This window comes from Methylobacterium brachiatum (assembly GCF_020523825.1).
Taxonomy (GTDB): domain Bacteria; phylum Pseudomonadota; class Alphaproteobacteria; order Rhizobiales; family Beijerinckiaceae; genus Methylobacterium; species Methylobacterium brachiatum.
On record NZ_JAJALK010000028.1, the window covers coordinates 33,141 to 49,205 of the forward strand.

Consider the following 16,065-nt stretch of genomic DNA (forward strand, 5'->3'; position numbering starts at 1 on the left):
AAAATGAATTCATAATAATGAAGCACTATGATGCTTATAAATAGGAGTCCTAATGGTAGAGACAGATGTGATAAGTAAATTTTAATATCAACAGATGGCGCGCCAAGCAAGAAGCTCGATGCATTCTACAGCGCCTGTATTTGTCTTTTCTCAGACAAGAAGCGCTTCTGTGTTTACGGTCGTCTCGTCAAAGCCGATCAAGCGCGACAGCTTCGCCGAGCACCGAGATGCGAGCCGTCAACGCGCGGACCGCCGCGCGCATCGTCCTGCGTCAGGCGCGGCATGATGCTTTGGTCAGCCGCATGGCCCAGGCGGCTCTGGCGACTGACCTGTAGTCTCCGCTTTAGCCTTCCATCCAGGGTACAGCCGAGGGGTCAGGTGGTTCTGCGGCCCTTGCGCTCAGCCATGGCACCGGGACGGCCGAGCCCTATCGCTCTGGCCAGGGCAGAGCGCTGCTCGGCGTAGCTCGGGGCGACCATCGGGTAGTCCGCCGGCAGGCCGTAGTGCTCCCGGTAGCTCCGCGGATGCAGACCATGCACCGTAAGGTGGCGCTTGAGCGTCTTGTAGATCCTTCCGTCGATGAAGCTGACGATCCCGTCGTGCCGGACCGACTTGCGGATCTGCGCTGGGCTCGGCTTCTCGACGTCGCTCTGCGCCGCCGGGCCGCTCTCGGCCGTCGGGGTGCCGGAGACGAGCCCGGCGATCGCGCCGTGCACGCGCGCGATCAGGGGCGGCAGCTCGGAGGCCGGCACCGGATTGTTCGACACGTAAGCGGCGACGATCTCGGCGACCAGTTCGATGAGATCGGCATCACAAGCTAAGGTTTTTTCCGCCACTTCGTGCGTCCCCGATTGATCCGGCGGCTCGACCGCCGCCGTATTCAGACCATAAAGAAATCTAAGTCAATATCCGCCCACATTACAATTCCGTACTTGATCATAACCCGAACGTCTGGATGTATACCACCGCATCAAACAGGTAGGCTGGATCGAAAAGACTTTGTTGAGCCGATTAGTGATTTGTGCGGCTCCTGCGCGAAGAGCAAGGTGCCTCTGCCGTCGCGCGTGAGCTCAAGCTCAGCCGAACTACGGTCCGACGGGAGTAGGAGACGATGCGGCGAGTTGAGCACCCATGGGCGGTTCGGAGGCCCATGCCAGCTTGTTCAGGTAATGAGGAAGGCACACCTTTAGCTGCTTGTCCGGCCAAGCTGTGGCAGGATCGGGTTATGCCGATCCGGCCCGAGCATCGCTTCTTCTACCCGATCGACTGGCCGCAGCTCTCGGCCATGATCCGCTTCCGGCGCGCCGGCGGCCGTTGCGAGAACTGTAAGCGCCCGCACGGACAGACCGTGTTCCACCTCGGCGATGGCCGCTGGTGGGATCGCGAAGTCGGCGCCTGGCGTGACGGGCGCGGCAGGCGCGTGCGCGTGGCCGTCGGTGCGGTCGATCTGCTCGGGCGCGTGCGCCGGACGCGGGTCGTGCTGGCGGCCGCCCATCGCGACCACGACACCAGCAACAACGCGGGCGCGAACCTCGTGGCCTTCTGCCAGCGCTGCCATCTGATCCACGACCGCCCCGAGCACCGGAGGCGGCGCTGGCTCACCCTGTTTCGGCGCAAGGCGCTCGGGGATCTGTTTCGAGGACCCTACGCCTGAATGGACGCCCCGGTTCTCGACCGCTACGCCTCAGCCGACATCTTGGCCTTCCGCGCCCGGCCCGCTCGCTTCGGCTGCTTTGCGACGGCCTCAGCGCCTTCAGCGACCTTCGGAACCGCCTTCCGGCGTTGCTGTCCAAGGCCGACGCTCTTGGCCAGCGCCGAACGCACCTCGGAGTAGCTGGTCGCCACCATCGGGTAGTCGCGCGGCAGCCCCCACTTCTCACGATAGGCTTCAGGATCGAGCCCCAGCACCGTGAGATGCCGCTTGAGCGTCTTGTAGGGCTTGCCATCCTCGAAGCTGATCAGCGCCCCGTGGGTGATCGACTTCCGGATCTGGGCAGGCGTCGCCTTCGCGACCGCCGGAGTAGCCGGCGTAGCAGAGCCGCCGAGGCCGGCCAGCGCGGCGTGCGTAGTAGCAATCAGCGTCGCCAACTCCGCGGCGGGAACGGAATTGTTCGCCACATAGGCTGAGACGAGCCCCACCGTCAGCTCGATGTAGCCGATGGCCTCGATCATCCCTGTATTCTCGTCCACGTCGCACCTATTCTTGAGAGTGATAAGATATTGTATCGCCGCGCACGAAAGCGCAATGCACCCTCACGAGGAAAAGCTCCTGACGCCGCGTCCGGACTAAACCTCAAACACCGCTCTCGGCCTCAACGGCACTTATCCAGATGGTTGCTGCGCAGTTTCCGTCGTACCCATTCTTCTCCCCTCTGCGCGCGGAAATCAGATCCTGTACGATCGGGCCAGCATCGGCGGCGTGCCGGGACCGCGCCACGCCCCGTCTGTGCATACCGCGCAGCGGGCGTCAACGAGCTGAGCCATTCGCGATCCGTGTGGCCCCAGCGGTCTGCCGGGACCGATGCGCTCCCCTATAGAGAAGCGGGATGCACACCACCGCGTACGGTCGCTCTCCTTCGAAATGGCCGCTCGCGATCCGGGTGGAATCGTCGGAGCGACATGTCGATCAGCCGCCGCCAGCTCACCGCTTCGCTGATCGCAGCCGTCCACATCGCCGAGCGGCATGTGATCGCGGCCTTCATCGCCGATGCAGCGACGCAGTGCGCTCCCAACCCGTTCGCGCAGACGAGCGCCGGAGCCGTGCGCCAGATCTGGCGGCAGCGAGCCGCCGAGTTTCAGTCGTTCGACATCGCGGCGGCCGGGCTCGCCTGTCTGCTGACCGCCGTGTCCGATATGAGCGTGGAGGAGCCGCTGGTGCAGGAGATCCTGCGGGCCGGGCCGCACACCGCGAACGTATTCCATCGCGGCGATGGTTGCCGGATCGTCGGCGCCGTACTCTACGGCAAGCCCGGTGTCGCCCTGCCGGTTCTTTCGGTACCCAGAGCGATGCGTTCAGCTCTTACCCGACAGTCACGCGCTCGCCTGCCGGCGGAGCAGCTCGACTTGTTTGCGCGGGTCTGAGCTCGGCTGTTACCTCCTGAACGCTTCGAGCACGTCCGCCATCGCACTCTGCCGAGATCGGGTGTGGATCGGCGCGGAGTTCTGATGCCGACCGGCTTCGTGAGCACCCGAATGGCCAGATGTCGATGGCTCACAGCCTGGTGCCCCTTAAGACACAGGCCGACAGCTTGTTCACTGAACGCGGCCGATCCCGAGGCCCACATCGCTAACTTGCCTAGCTAACGGATCCTAGCTAGGAATTGGTATGGATCCGGTCAGCGTCTTCGATGCCAAGAACCGTCTCAGCGCTCTCCTCGATCAGGTCGAGCGGGGGCACGAGATCGTCATCACGCGCCGCGGCAAGGCCGTGGCCCGCCTCGTGCCCACTTCCATACCCGATCGTCCGCATATGGCGGTCGAGAAACTGCGCGTTTTGCGAGAGGGGATCGCGGGGCGCGGCGAGCGGTTTGCCTGGACTGACCTGAAGGGCTACCGCGACGAAGGCCGGCGGTGAGCCACTGCGTCCTCGACTGCTCGGCGGCCCTGTCGTGGGTGCTGCCCGGCGAGAGTGACGCTGCGACGGACGCACTGCTCGATACGGTGGCCGCGGCCGGCGCAGTCGCGCCCGCGCTCTGGCCGTTCGAGGTCGCGAACGTGCTGCTGATGGCCGAGCGACGCGGTCGCATCATGCCGGCGGAACGCCAACAGGCTTTGGTGCTCCTGGGCGAGTTGCAGATCCACATCGACGGACAAGCTGTAGCGCGCGCCTGGACGGATACGCTGGCACTCGCGCAGGTGCATCGCTTGACGGTGTACGATGCCAGCTATCTCGAGCTCGCGGTTCGGCTTGGCCTGCCGCTCGCTTCTCGCGACATGGAACTACGTTCTGCCGCCTCGGCGTGTGGCGTGTCGCTGTCGATCTGACGCTTGCAACATCCAAATCTGATGAAGCTCACCACTCTCCGATGATTGCCCCTTGCAATGTAGTCACCGATACGCTTGTAGTCGGCTTCGACATCGTCGGTGAAGACGGCAATCGTGTCCTGCTATCGTCGAGCTTGCCTTAACTCATTCACCACTCGACTTCGGACCCGAGCGGCCGGGGGGACCCGGTCAGCGTCTTCAAGGCCTTGCACGATCGCAGCGCCGAGGGCCAACAAGTGCACCCGCGTTCCTCGATCAGACGCACTCCTTCGCGCGGCATTTCGCTCCAGGAGAGATCATCGTGCTGTTCCTCGGCCTTGACCCGTTCTGCCGAGCTTGAATTTACCGGCCATGGCCGTCGCGCTTGACCGGTCGCGTTCGTAGCGGCGGCGATGTCGTTTCCGGTTCGGGGGAGCCTGAGCGTGGAGGGGTCGCCTGTTTCACCTGGGTCGTCGCTTCGACCTCCTCACATTTCTTCTTCGCGCGTGCCCATGCCTCGGTCTCGAGCGGTCTCCAGATCGCGTGCAGCTCATGTGTGTCAAATCGCTTTGAAGATCAGACCCTTTTTTGGAGTGGGCCCCTTGGGTTGGGCGGATTGGGCAGGGCTGATTGACCGGATGGCCAGGTCTTCGAAGGATGAAGACCATGGCACGACACCGTTCCCACAGCGTCGCGTTCAAGCGTCAGGTCGCGCAGGAGTACCTATCCGGCGAGACGCTGCACGGCCTGGCCAAGCGCCACGATCTCTCGCGCAACCTCGTGCGGGTCTGGGTGCAGAAGTACGAGACCGGCGCGTTCGACGACGACGCGGCCGCCGCCGGCACGATCCAAGCCTACGAGGCGCGCATCGCCGCGCTCGAACGGCTCGTCGGCCGGCAAGCGCTTGAGCTTGAGTTTTTAAAAGGGGCTCTGCGTCAGGGACGGCCGCCGAGAAGCGGGCCTACGTCCGTGATCACCGGCCCGACAGCCTCTCCGTCGCTGAGGGACGTCGGCTGATGGGTCTGGCGCGCTCCACCTACTACGACGCTCCGAGGCGGGCTGCCGACGACACCGCCCTCGTCGAGGCGATGGCGGCGATCTGCGACGCGTTCGAAGCGTACGGCTGGCGCCGCGTCCAAGCGGCCCTGCGCCAACAAGGATGGCGGGTGAATCACGACGTCGCGGTGATGGGCGGCTTCGTCTACGTCGCGATCATCCTGGATGCCTGGTCGCGGCGGGTGGTCGGCTACGCGCTCAGCCGTTCCATCGATGCCCGCCTGACCGTCGCGGCCCTGCGCGCGGCGATCGAGCGGCGTCGGCCGGCACCGGGACTGACCCACCACACGGACCGCGGCAGTCAACCCAATACGCTGGCGAGGCGTATCGGAAGGTGTTGGTCAAGCACGGGATCGTCGGTTCGATGGGCGGACGCGGCAACCCCTACAACTGTGAGGGCGAAGCCGAATGACCGAGCTACTCGACCGCTACCGATCTATCTCGTCGGTGTGACTGGGACGACCAGCCGAAACTATACGATTTCCAAATCTTTCCTGCATTGGAATGACCTGAAAGAAATTATTAACCATAAGCTACTATCCGCATATCGATAGAAATATTTGGCAATAAAATAACTTGATATGTTAGAAAATCGCGATCAATCCGAGTGCATGCATAACCACCAATAGAAATGGCCAATAGGCGAAACCATTGTAAGAAGGCGCACTACATAATGAATGTCCCCTTGAAAATCAGCCCGTCCGACAAGCCCTCAAATACAGCTATCGCAAGTAACACAGCAGCAAGCAGCACTACAGGCAATCAGCAGATAGCCGGCAATTTTACTCAGTTCCTCACGCTGCTGACCACGCAGTTGAAGAACCAAAATCCGCTCTCGCCCATGGATACAAATCAGTTCACTCAACAATTGGTACAGTTCGCTCAGGTCGAGCAGCAGCTGAAATCCAACGACCGGCTGGACTCGATCGCGAGCAGCGCGAGGAATTCCGAGGCCGCCTCCCTTTCAAGCTATATCGGCAAATCAATCACCACCGATGGGATAACGTCGGAACTCGGAAGCTCCGGCGCAACCTGGAGTCTTTCCGCGCCTCGAGCCACAAGCAAAGCTACGATCACGATCAGCGATAGCAAGAACACCGTCGTCGGCATCCAAACGCAGCCTCTTAGCGCCGGAACCCAAAGTTTTTCCTGGGACGGGCGTACATCATCGGGCCTGAAGGCTCCTGCTGGGCTCTACACCATCAAAGTCGATGCCGTTGACGCATCAGGCCAGAAGGTCATCGTGGATACGGCGGTGAGCGGCAAAGTCGATGGCATCGATCTCGCCGGTAGCGCTCCAGCACTCATGGTCGGAAAAAATCGCGTCACGACATCGGCGATCAAACAGGTGTCGGGTTTGTAGGCGCGATGGCCTCGAACGGATCTGCAGTAGAAGTATTCGAGTTTTCCTGCGGGCTGCACGGGGACCTCAGGACACGCCTTGAACGACATGTCGCCGTGGCGCTGATCGCCGGCGTGCTCGGCGCCTGCAACACCGCGGACCGCCTCTCCCAGGTCGGCGCAACCCCGGCCTTGTCGGCGATTGAGGACCCCACCACCCAGTCCGGCTACAAGCCGGTGCGCATGCCGATGCCCGACGTACAACCGGTCTCCTACGCGCCGAACTCGCTTTGGCGCACGGGATCCCGCGCCTTCTTCAAGAACCAACGCGCAGCCCGGCTGGGTGATCTCTTGACAGTGAAGGTCAACGTCACCGACAAGGCCAATCTCGCCAATGAGACCAAACGCTCACGCGCTGACAGCGAGAGCTTCGGCCTACCGAACGCGCTGGGACTGGAGAACAACGCGGTCGGCAAGGCGTACGGCGTCGGTGGCTCCGCCCTCCTGAGCGCGAAATCGGCGACCGCCAACGACGGCACCGGCTCGGTCCAGCGGGCCGAGACCGTGACGACGAACGTCGCCGCCGTGGTCACTCAGGTGCTGCCCAACGGCAACCTCGTGGTCGAGGGCAAGCAGGAGATCCGGGTCAACTTCGAGGTCCGTGAACTGATCGTCGCCGGCGTGGTCCGGCCGGAGGACATCGACTCGGACAACACCATCGACTCGACCAAGATCGCCCAGGCCCGGATCGCTTATGGCGGGCGCGGCCAGATCACCGACGTGCAGCAGCCGCGTTACGGCCAGCAGATCGTCGATATCTTGCTGCCGTTCTGAAGCGCAGGCTCGCGGTTGGGCGGATGAATCCGGGCGCGTTCGAGCGATGTACCGGCAGGAGGCCCTGCACCTGACGCGGGAGCAGGCACTCCGAACCAAAGGACATTACTGATAATCATTCGAGAATGGAAATGATGCGATGCCGGAAGTTAATTCGCTCAAATCCGCCTCAGATATTTTAGCAGCCGGACGTAAGATCCAGCAAGGTCAAATTCGTACGATATCCGAGAATATAGCGAACGCGAATGCGACCGCCAATAATCCAGGAGGTGTACCATACAGCCGCAAGATTGCTGTGTTCAGCCCGATCGTTCCAGACAGCGATGACGATCCGGTCGGCCATATCGTGAAGGATACGACCCCATTTCGAACCCGGTATGATCCTTCGAACGTCGCTGCGAGTGAAAACGGTTTCGTCATGCTGCCGAATGTCGATACGATGGTCGAGTTTTCGAATTTCCAGGCCGCGACGCGTTCCTATGAATTGAGTTATAGTGCTTCGTCCAAGATAGATGCAGTAACCCAGGCCACCATCGATCTTCTGAAGTAATAAATTATTACTTGTTGTAGCTCGTGATTAGGCCTAGCATGAAGCCGCGGGATCGTCGTAGCGCAAAAGCATGTGATGCTGGTGTTATTGCCCCTGAACATTAAAGGGGCATCGATATACGGTAGGGTTCTGGCGGGTTCCTGGCGACGACGTGGGCTAGTTTCGCATGCGTCTGTAGGCGAGGAGCTTTTCGCCATCGCTGCGGATCTCCCCGCGCGGCCCGACGAACCTGTAGAGGGTCTGGCGGATAATGCCGAGTTCGACGCAGAAGTCGTTGACACAGGTTTCGGGTTTACCCATCGCGGCCTGAGCCAGACGCAGCTTGGCGGGTGTCATTTTGAAGGGGCGGCCGCCCTTGCGGCCCCGCGCCCGTGCCGCGGCCAGCCCGGCCTTCGTGCGCTCGGAAATCAGCTCGCGCTCGAACTCGGTCCTGTGCTGGAGCAGGTGGACGACCGCCGGGACTAGGGGGAGATGCGCTTGCGGGCGCTCGGTGGGATCGACGGATCGCTCTACGTCGTCGTGTTCACCGACCGCCTCGACAGGAATGGTGCATCGGTTCGCTGGATCATCTCGGCCCGTCGGGCCCATCGGAAGGAGCGCCGAAAATGGTCAAGCGATCGCTAGAGAACATCCTGGCTGCGGCTCCCGACCTGGATCGGGAGCGCCTCGAAGCGACGACGGAAGAGGAGATCCAGCGGCAGGCGCGCGAGGACGGTGAGGATCCGGACGCTTCTACGAATGGCTACATCCTGGTGCCCGCACCGGCGGATCTGCGCCGCTCGCTGGACATGACCCAGGAGGCGTTCGCCGCCTTCCTGCGCGTACTGACCGGGACGGTGAGAAACTGGGAGCAAGGGCGCACGCCGCCCGATCCAGCCGCACGCACGCTGCTGGCGCTCGTGGCGGCTGACCCGGCACACGCCGTCGCAATGCTCGGAAAACCGACCTCCAGCCCACCGGAGGGGCGGCGTCGCGCGCGACGGTTTGCTTGAATGCAAATGGGGTGCGAATACCGGTGACTTATCGTTCGTAGGTCTCACGGGTTGCGCGTGCGAAGGGGACCTGCCGCGCCATTCCGCGATCCTGTCCGGTTCGCTCGCCGCGTCGCCGCTTACGCCCTCTCATCTCCGAGACCGGATCGGCTGTTACGACGTGAATTCCGTTAGGTGACGGCTCCAGGGGTACGGAACGGCGAATTGTCACGCGGGCCTCGGGCGTGTGCACTTGGCGCAAGGCCGCGAGGACCCACGCTTCGAAAGCCTCCGCCTCCCCCTCGTCCGCTCGGGCGTCGATTGCGAGATGCACGGCCGCATCCAGATGCCGACCGACGACGTGGGCGAGGGCGCTGCCGGTCTCCGGACCATCGCCGCCCAGGCCACAGATCAGGGCACGGTCCGGCTGCCCGTCCTGCTGATACAGGCTCAGAGCCTCGGCCTTCGTTCGAGCCACGTAGATCCGCTTCGGTGAGCGTCGATCCCCCAGCTCGACCAAACCCGTCGTACCCTGCTGCCCCTTCTCCACCCCCTCACCGGTCCCATCGGCCTGCTCGATCCCCAAGAGGCGGCCGCTCTGATCCCGGTGAGCGAACACCATCCGGCCTCGAGGATCGGTTAGGACATCGGCGCGAAGCTGGTCCAGGGGCAGCGGCAGCAGACCCCGTATCGCGGTCGCGGCGGTTCGGATCTCTCGCCTCAGGCCCTGCCACAGGATCGCGGCGAGCCGGCTGATCCGCCCCTTCTGACCCGGAGCGTCCGAGGTGAACGGGATCGCGTAACCGGCTCGGCTCGGCCGCGGGACTGGGTACGTTGCGGGGGCATGCAGGCGCTCCTCCATGCGCTGTCGCAGTACCTGGGCAGCCGGTGACGGTGTGCCCACAGAGGCCGGGGCGATCCCGGAGATCGTCTCCTTCCAAGACCCCGCGCGCTCCAGTCCCATCCTGCCGTCGCGCCGCAGGGGGATAGCGCGCACCTGGGCCGGCGCATCGCACCAGGTGCGCAGGTCGGCTCCGGCGAAGTCGGCGACGTTCGCCTTGCCGCCGCTGCGTGCGGCGGCCGACAAGAAGGCCTGCCGGATCTCGCTCTGGCCGATGGACGCGATCTTGGGGTGCGCAGCTTCCCGACCGCCCGGCAGGCCGCGCTCCTCCGGTCGAACCCCGGAGCGCGCCGCCTCCAGCTGGTCCCGGATCCGTGCCGCGTCGACGTAGAGCCGCACCGTGCGCCGGTGTCGCGTCATCGCCACGTACGTCGCCTCCGCGCCCGCGCCGCGCAGGTCGGCGACGTACGCCTCGTCCACCGTCACGCCTTGCGCCGCGTGCGTGGTCATGGCGTAGCTGTGCTGAAGCCGAGGCACCCGTGGCTCGCCCGGTTTTCGGGACCCGACTAACGCGCTCGACAGGGCGCTCAGCCGGACCCCGTTCTTCACTAGCCGCAGCGTCAGCACCGGGTCGGTCGGATCGCCGGAGATCGCCTCGACCCGCGCCAGGTCGGCGTTGCGGATCGTCTGGTCGCCGATCTTCACGCTCTCGCCGAATATCACCTCGTCCCCGACCGTCAGGGCCAACGCCTCGGCTCGGCCGCCGCCGCGCGGGATCGCGACAATCTCCACGTCCTCCCCCTCCGGCAGCAGCCCCTCACGCTTGAGCCGGGCGCGGATCCGCGCGTTGAGCTCGCGCACGTCCTTGTTCCAGCCGGTCAGCACCGCCCGCGTCCGCTCCGCCCCTTCGAGATCGAGGCGGCTGTCCACGTAGGCGTCGACCAGCGCCTGGATCGTGGCCTCGCGGTTCGCCCCCCAGTTGATCGCGCCGCCGCGATCGTAGGCCTCCAACGCGCTCGCGGTCCGGCCCGCGGCGAAGTCGATGCTGGCCGCCCGCATCCAGGCCCCCTCCGCCTCGCTGCGCCCGCGCTGCCGCTGGATCTCGTCCATCCGGCTCGTGCCCAGCGCCCTGACCAGAAGCCGCATCGGTGCGCCCGCCGGCACCGGGACGAGCTGGCGCGTGTCGCCGCTCAAGACCAGCTTGGCTCCGGCGACAGCCGTCGCCTCGACCAGGGCGGCGAGATCGCGCGTGCCGATCATCCCGGCCTCGTCGGCGATTACCACCGCCCGCGGCCCCAGCGCGATCTCACCCTTGTCGATCCGGTTGAGGAACCCGGTCACCGCCCGCGCCATCGCCTCGGCGGTGGCCGTATCATTGCGGATCACGTCGACCGCCTTCCAGCTCGGCGCGATCACCCAGACCTCGCCGTCGCAGGCCCGCACTGCCTCGGCGACGCTGGCCATCGCGTACGACTTGCCCGATCCGGCGCTACCCTCGACCACGCTCACCCCGTCGCGGTTGAGCGCGTGCCGGACCGCCGCCCGCTGCTCCGGGCGCAGGCTCGGGCGGTCCGCCAGGACTCGCGTCACCACCTCGGCCGGGACGAACGCCCGCTCGTCCTGCCTGGCGTAGGCCACGCGCAGCATGGTCTGCTCGACAGCTATCATCGCGGGCGTCGCGTAGACGGGCCGGCCCTCGGCCGAGCGCCCGACCTCCACCACCCTGCCGTCCTGGCGCATGCGCTCCACCTGCTCTAGGACGGCGTCCGCTCCGGCTTCGCATTGCAGCGCCTCGGCGGTCAGGCGGACGAGCTCGCGCCCCGCCAGCACCGCCTGCATCTCGAGGGTCGCGGCGAGGCCGGCCTCGGCCAGGCGCTGCAGCCGCTCAGCGGGCGCGCCAGCCCGCGTATCGCGGATCCCGTCCGCCGCGATCCGCACGCCCTCGAACAGCGCCGCGCGCGTCCAGCCGGATTGGACCAATTGCCGGTCCCACTCGGCTTCCAGGCTTGTCAGCGGCCTCTCCCGGTCCTTGGCCGCCCGCGTGTCGAAGGCGGCGGCCTGCGCTGCGACCCGGTCGTCGGCCGTGTCGAACCCCTGCTCCTGCGCCGCCCGCTCGATCGCCATGCGCCGCTTGGAGAACAGCTCCAGCACGGGCTCGGCCACGCCGGCGACTTCGAAGTTGCGCCCGCTCCTGACCGCCTCGCAGCCGAGCTCTGCCCTGAGACCCTCGGCCAGCTCGCTCCGGTACAAGGCCGCGATCCCGCCGGCGTTCAGCAGGATCTCGCGGTTGTCGAGGCCACCGGTCGTGCCGTCGGCCCGCACGCACAGGTTCAGCAGGACGGCGTGGCTGTGGAGGTGCGGATCCTGCGCCCGCGAGGTGAAGTGCCGGTACACCGCCGCGCTCACCCCGCCGGCCGGCGCCCGCTCCCGGCCCTGCGCCCCGGTGCGGGTCACGATCAGGCCGGCTTCGTGCGCGTAGTCGAGCGCCCGGCGCACCGCGCGGTCATGCGCCGCCAGGATCCGGGCGCGCTCCTCCGGTCCGGCGAACGCCGCCAGCACGCTCACGCTCTTGGGTGCGGCGAACTGGAGATCGTAGCCGACGCTGCGCCGGCCGTTGGCCGACGCGCGGACCAGGGGTTTCAGGCTTTGCGGGTCGCGGCCGGCCGCGAGGTCGCGCAGCACGCGCCCGTCGACCTCGGCCCCGTCCGGGCAGGACCGGAACGGATCGGCGGGACCGCTCGGGCTGGCTTTGGACCCGCGCGTCCACCACACGCCGTTGGCCTCGCCCGCGCCGTTATCCGTGTAGTAGGCGACTTGATCGCGGCCTTCCGTGTGGCCCCGGCGCAGCGTCGCCAGCGCCCGGTCGAACGCCTCGGTGTAGGCCTCCTCGAAGGCGGCGGCGCCCTCCAAGGCGGTCTCGGCCGCCACTTTGCGGGCGTACGCCGCGGCCGTGTCGTCGAGGGAGCTGTCGGGCGCGCTCAATCCGGCCTCACGCCGGATCTGGCGCGCCATCGACTCGTAGTACTCGACGCTCGTGATCCGCGTGCAGGTCATCATCGCCTGAGCACCCGCTCGCGTCTAGGCTTGGCTCGCATCGTCGCTCGCTCGGGCCTCTGCCCGGTACAGGTCGACGATGAAGTCGCTGATAACCTGGATCTGATCGCGCATCTCGGCCGCACTGACCCAGGCCTCGCGGGCGCTCGACGCCGCCGCATCCGCGAGCTCGACCAGCCGCGCCACAGTCTCGGATGGGCCGAGCGCCGCGGTGAGCGCCTCCTCGACGAACAGGTACGGCTCGATCCCGCGCGCCCGGGCTGCCGCCGCCACAGCATCCCAGAGCGCCTCGTCCACGGACACACGGACGGGACGGCGGGCCATGGGTGAGCTCCTGACAGTCAAGCTGTACGATCTGGCAACAGCTTAGCAGAAAGCTAGGCCGTCAAACAGCACCATTGGTGCGTAATGTGTCTGGATTTTGGGTCGTAGGGCCAGGGTTATCCACAGGGCGCCCGCGGCTATCGTGGCCGTAAGCTCGGCCGTGGTATGATGCCGATCATTCAGGATGGTGGGTTTGAGCGGTTCGCAGATCCAGTCAGGCTCGGTGAGAGGCCTGACGGAGCGGACTGCGAGGATCGCGCGAGGAGTGATGGAGATGGGTGAGGCCGTCGAATCCGATCCCTACAGCGAGCTCCGCGCCTTCCTGCGCGAGGAGATCAAGCACGCCCCAAGCCGCAAGCCCACCGCCTACGAGGCGGTCAAGGCCGTGCTCCCGGAGATCAAGGAACTCAAGGCCAAGTGTAAGACCGACGCCGAGATCCGTGAACTCCTTGCCCGGATGGGCGTCAAGCTCAGCGTCGCCACGCTGCGGCAGTACGTCCAGACTGCCACGCGCGAGCTCGCCGGCCACAAGCCCGTGCGACGGCGCGGCAAGGCCAAGGCGAAGTCACCCGCTAAGACTTCGCAGCCGCCCACAGAACACCGGCCCGGTCCGCAGCCACGCTCCACCGCCGCGCGCGATCAGGTGCCGGCGCGCGGGCAGTCTCCCGCCTCGCCCGCCCTCGGGCACAGGATGAGCAACAAGGATCTTTAGGCCGCGGAAGGCAGGCCTGGACACCGGATCGGAAGGGCAGCATGGCAAGGGCACAACAGGCGCGCAAGGACACCGCCCCACAGCAGAAGCGGGCCGTCCTGGTCACTTCTGAGAAGGGCGGCGTCGGCAAGAGCGTGACCGCCCGCACCCTCGTAGAGTACCTGCGCGAGGGCGGCACGCGCGTGGCGGCCTACGACGCCGACGGCAGCGTCGGCGGCCTCGTCCGGGTTCTCGGGACCCGGGACGGGGCGGGCGAAGTCCTGGACGAGCAGGATCCGGCCGTCGGCGTGGGTTACTACAACATCCGCGACGCCGCCGAGAGCCACACCCTGCTCAACTGCCTCGGAACGCAGGAGCCCCTGATCGTCCACGATCTCGCCGGCGGCAGCTTGGCTGACCTGACGCGCATCACCGACATGGGCGAGGGGCTCGACGACCTGCTGGCCGCCGTCGACGAGAATGGCTACCGGCTCGTCGTCCTGCACCTGATCTCGTCGGAGGTCGCCGCGACCCAATCGATCGCCCGCTGGATCGAGCTGGTCGGCGACCGGGTCGATCATGTCGCCGTTCGCAACACCCGCTGGGGCAAGGCAGAGTCCGATTTCCCCTTCTGGCACGGCTACACCGACGGCGACGGTCAGGAACGGGGCGGCAAGGTCCGCAAACGTCTGCTGGAGGAACTCGGCGGCCTCGAGATCAGCCTTCCCGCCCTGCCGGCCGGCACGTTCGCCAAGGTCGACGCCGACGACCTGCCGTTCTCGACAGCCGCCTCCGCATCACGCCTGACCATCGTCGAGCGCTCGCACGTCGCACGATACCGGCGCGAGTCCGCGGCCGCCTTCGAGCTGCTGCGTTCCCTCCTCGGCCTCTGAGGCGAGGTCCAGCCCGCTGATCTTGACCCCGCCCCGCGATGCGTCCCGACGCCAAGCTCAATTTCGACCGGGCAGCCGAGGTCTTCGGCCTCGACCCGGCGCTCCGCGACCAGACGTGGCGGCGGATGATGGACCTCGGGGTCAATCCCGACGATCCCCTCTGGGTCTATCTCGCGGTCACGGGGCTGTTGGAGAAGGCGGCCCGGACCATCCCGGAGGCGATCGACGCGGTCCCCGAACGGGTCGAGCAGGCGGCCAGGCGCGCCGTCGGCCCGGTGGCCCAGGCCGCCAGCGCCCGGGTCGAGGCGGCCCACGCCACGCTCGCGGAAACGACCGGCGCGGCGGTCGCGGCGAGCGCGAGCGAGCATTTCAGGAGGATGGAGCGCACCGGCGCGCGCGAGGTCGGCCTTTGGGCGGCCGGGATCGTCCTGGCCGGCGGTGTCGTATGCGGCGGTGTCGGCTACAGGATCGGACGGGCCGAGGCCACGAGCGTAGCCGCGCAGTGGTCGGCACTGGCCACGCGCGCGGACGGATCCGAGTGGCTCAAGTTGATCGCCGCCAACCCGGACATGCGCGAGCAGATGGTCAAGTCCTGCGGACCGCTGCAGCGCAAGACCGATCCGACGCAGAAGCGGCAGTACTGCGAGTTCCCGCTCTGGATCGAGGGCACCATGCCGCCGGTCGGGGGGTTCTGGGACGCATCGTACTTCGCCTTGCGGGACTGGCTGACGGACTGGGGACCAGCCTGGCTGATCATCGCAGCCGGGTTTGCTGCACTCGTGGGTCGCCGCGTGCTGCGGGTTGTCGTCACGTGGCAGCCCGTAGCCTGGCTGCTGAAGTGAGCCGAGACGCACGGCCAAACGGCCTCCGCTGCGAGTCGGGACCGTTTCGCCTCGTCAGGCCGGTGGTGCGCTGGATTGTTCATCCGATGAAGAACCGCCAACCGGGGCCAGCCGTGATCGCGCTGTCGTGATCGAGCCGGGAACAGATTGACCTGAGCGGACCCGTCGAAGGCTTGGTCGGCTCCCTTGGCGCGGATCCAGGCCCCGCGTTCGACAAGGCGCACGTGTGCATGGCCGCCCCTCGGATCAGGCGCGTCGGCATCTACCTGGGGCGCGGCACCTCGGGCATAGCGCCGTCCCTGACCGCGACCGGAGCGCACCGATGACGCTCGCCGACCTCGACAAGCCCGCCGACCTCACCCTGTGGCCCGGCGACACGCCGGCTCACGTCGCCGCGACGTGCCGGTTCCCGACGCTGCGCGCGGCCCTGGCCGCCGCGGCCGAGGCGATCGACGCCGAGAACGCCGCGCCCTGGATCATCACGGACGCCGGCGACATCCTCGCGCCCAACTGGATCCGTGCCAACGCCGGATCGGGCTGCCTGCAATAACAGACCGTCACCCGGCAATAAACGGTGCCCCGTTTCCCACAGCACCGCCTCTCACACGGTCTCCCGGCCCGAGCATTATAGGTGTAGCGGCGCGCAATCGAACTGTGGCGGAGGCGCAATCGAGGGCGTTTTCCGGCGCACGATCGGTGAGACTG

At 66.2% G+C, this 16,065-nt stretch carries 20 protein-coding genes; 15 read left to right on the forward strand and 5 right to left on the reverse strand.

Annotated elements, in window-relative coordinates:
• Window positions 1–374: 374 nt before the first annotated feature.
• On the reverse strand, window positions 375–836 hold the full coding sequence (locus LGR69_RS30415; RefSeq protein WP_053611206.1) for a Ros/MucR family transcriptional regulator: 462 nt from the start codon (window positions 834–836) through the stop codon (window positions 375–377).
• Window positions 837–1,225: 389 nt separating this feature from the next.
• Between LGR69_RS30415 and LGR69_RS30420 the strand changes: the two genes are divergently transcribed.
• Window positions 1,226–1,654 carry a hypothetical protein gene (locus LGR69_RS30420; protein WP_053611207.1) on the forward strand — a complete coding sequence of 143 codons (429 nt, stop codon included), beginning with the start codon at window positions 1,226–1,228 and terminating at the stop codon, window positions 1,652–1,654.
• 23 nt (window positions 1,655–1,677) lie between these two features.
• Here LGR69_RS30420 and LGR69_RS30425 read toward each other — a convergent pair whose 3' ends face one another.
• Window positions 1,678–2,172 carry a Ros/MucR family transcriptional regulator gene (locus tag LGR69_RS30425; RefSeq protein ID WP_230368372.1) on the reverse strand — a complete coding sequence of 165 codons (495 nt, stop codon included), beginning with the start codon at window positions 2,170–2,172 and terminating at the stop codon, window positions 1,678–1,680.
• 447 nt (window positions 2,173–2,619) lie between these two features.
• On the opposite strand from LGR69_RS30425, the gene LGR69_RS30430 reads away from it, so the two are divergent.
• The 8 genes from LGR69_RS30430 to LGR69_RS30465 all read left to right on the forward strand — a co-directional run bounded on the left by LGR69_RS30430 (window position 2,620) and on the right by LGR69_RS30465 (window position 7,744).
• On the forward strand, window positions 2,620–3,081 hold the full coding sequence (locus LGR69_RS30430) for a hypothetical protein (protein WP_053611527.1): 462 nt from the start codon (window positions 2,620–2,622) through the stop codon (window positions 3,079–3,081).
• Window positions 3,082–3,325: 244 nt separating this feature from the next.
• A complete protein-coding gene (locus tag LGR69_RS30435; RefSeq protein WP_053611528.1) occupies window positions 3,326–3,574 on the forward strand; it encodes a type II toxin-antitoxin system Phd/YefM family antitoxin in 249 nt (82 codons plus the stop codon).
• Complete coding sequence (locus LGR69_RS30440; protein ID WP_053611529.1) at window positions 3,571–3,984, forward strand: type II toxin-antitoxin system VapC family toxin; 414 nt, start codon at window positions 3,571–3,573, stop codon at window positions 3,982–3,984. Before LGR69_RS30435 ends, LGR69_RS30440 begins: the two co-directional genes overlap by 4 nt.
• Before the next feature lie 636 nt (window positions 3,985–4,620).
• The gene (locus LGR69_RS30445; protein WP_412768916.1) at window positions 4,621–4,980 is read left to right on the forward strand and encodes a transposase; all 360 of its coding nucleotides are present in this window, start codon (window positions 4,621–4,623) and stop codon (window positions 4,978–4,980) included.
• Window positions 4,980–5,573: a DDE-type integrase/transposase/recombinase gene (locus LGR69_RS30450; protein WP_078947416.1), complete on the forward strand. Its 594-nt coding sequence runs from the start codon at window positions 4,980–4,982 to the stop codon at window positions 5,571–5,573. The genes LGR69_RS30445 and LGR69_RS30450 overlap by 1 nt, the downstream gene beginning before the upstream one ends.
• A gap of 119 nt (window positions 5,574–5,692) precedes the next feature.
• Complete coding sequence (locus LGR69_RS30455; protein WP_078947417.1) at window positions 5,693–6,382, forward strand: flagellar hook assembly protein FlgD; 690 nt, start codon at window positions 5,693–5,695, stop codon at window positions 6,380–6,382.
• Between the two features lie 95 nt (window positions 6,383–6,477).
• Complete coding sequence (gene flgH / locus LGR69_RS30460; RefSeq protein WP_370881420.1) at window positions 6,478–7,194, forward strand: flagellar basal body L-ring protein FlgH; 717 nt, start codon at window positions 6,478–6,480, stop codon at window positions 7,192–7,194.
• A gap of 139 nt (window positions 7,195–7,333) precedes the next feature.
• Window positions 7,334–7,744 carry a flagellar basal body rod protein FlgC gene (locus LGR69_RS30465; protein WP_078947419.1) on the forward strand — a complete coding sequence of 137 codons (411 nt, stop codon included), beginning with the start codon at window positions 7,334–7,336 and terminating at the stop codon, window positions 7,742–7,744.
• A 156-nt stretch (window positions 7,745–7,900) separates the two neighbouring features.
• Here LGR69_RS30465 and LGR69_RS31960 read toward each other — a convergent pair whose 3' ends face one another.
• On the reverse strand, window positions 7,901–8,188 hold the full coding sequence (locus tag LGR69_RS31960; protein WP_368773574.1) for a recombinase family protein: 288 nt from the start codon (window positions 8,186–8,188) through the stop codon (window positions 7,901–7,903).
• A 27-nt stretch (window positions 8,189–8,215) separates the two neighbouring features.
• Between LGR69_RS31960 and LGR69_RS32275 the strand changes: the two genes are divergently transcribed.
• Window positions 8,216–8,368, forward strand: a complete 153-nt coding sequence (locus tag LGR69_RS32275) for a BrnT family toxin (protein ID WP_122163108.1) — start codon at window positions 8,216–8,218, stop codon at window positions 8,366–8,368.
• Window positions 8,350–8,736: a helix-turn-helix domain-containing protein gene (locus tag LGR69_RS30475; RefSeq protein ID WP_122163110.1), complete on the forward strand. Its 387-nt coding sequence runs from the start codon at window positions 8,350–8,352 to the stop codon at window positions 8,734–8,736. Before LGR69_RS32275 ends, LGR69_RS30475 begins: the two co-directional genes overlap by 19 nt.
• A gap of 28 nt (window positions 8,737–8,764) precedes the next feature.
• On the opposite strand, the gene mobF is transcribed toward LGR69_RS30475, so the two are convergent.
• Both mobF and LGR69_RS30485 read right to left on the reverse strand, forming a co-directional pair.
• Window positions 8,765–12,613, reverse strand: coding sequence for a MobF family relaxase (gene mobF, locus LGR69_RS30480; protein ID WP_230368374.1), 3,849 nt, complete (start codon window positions 12,611–12,613; stop codon window positions 8,765–8,767).
• A gap of 21 nt (window positions 12,614–12,634) precedes the next feature.
• Window positions 12,635–12,934, reverse strand: a complete 300-nt coding sequence (locus LGR69_RS30485) for a hypothetical protein (RefSeq protein WP_230368375.1) — start codon at window positions 12,932–12,934, stop codon at window positions 12,635–12,637.
• 274 nt (window positions 12,935–13,208) lie between these two features.
• Between LGR69_RS30485 and LGR69_RS30490 the strand changes: the two genes are divergently transcribed.
• From LGR69_RS30490 to LGR69_RS30505, 4 genes are all read left to right on the forward strand, one after another.
• Window positions 13,209–13,646, forward strand: a complete 438-nt coding sequence (locus LGR69_RS30490) for a hypothetical protein (RefSeq protein ID WP_230368377.1) — start codon at window positions 13,209–13,211, stop codon at window positions 13,644–13,646.
• Between the two features lie 41 nt (window positions 13,647–13,687).
• Window positions 13,688–14,518, forward strand: a complete 831-nt coding sequence (locus tag LGR69_RS30495; RefSeq protein ID WP_230368379.1) for a nucleotide-binding protein — start codon at window positions 13,688–13,690, stop codon at window positions 14,516–14,518.
• A gap of 38 nt (window positions 14,519–14,556) precedes the next feature.
• On the forward strand, window positions 14,557–15,360 hold the full coding sequence (locus LGR69_RS30500; RefSeq protein ID WP_053608725.1) for a hypothetical protein: 804 nt from the start codon (window positions 14,557–14,559) through the stop codon (window positions 15,358–15,360).
• 322 nt (window positions 15,361–15,682) lie between these two features.
• A complete protein-coding gene (locus tag LGR69_RS30505) occupies window positions 15,683–15,910 on the forward strand; it encodes a hypothetical protein (protein WP_053608724.1) in 228 nt (75 codons plus the stop codon).
• The last annotated feature ends 155 nt before the right edge of the window (window positions 15,911–16,065 follow it).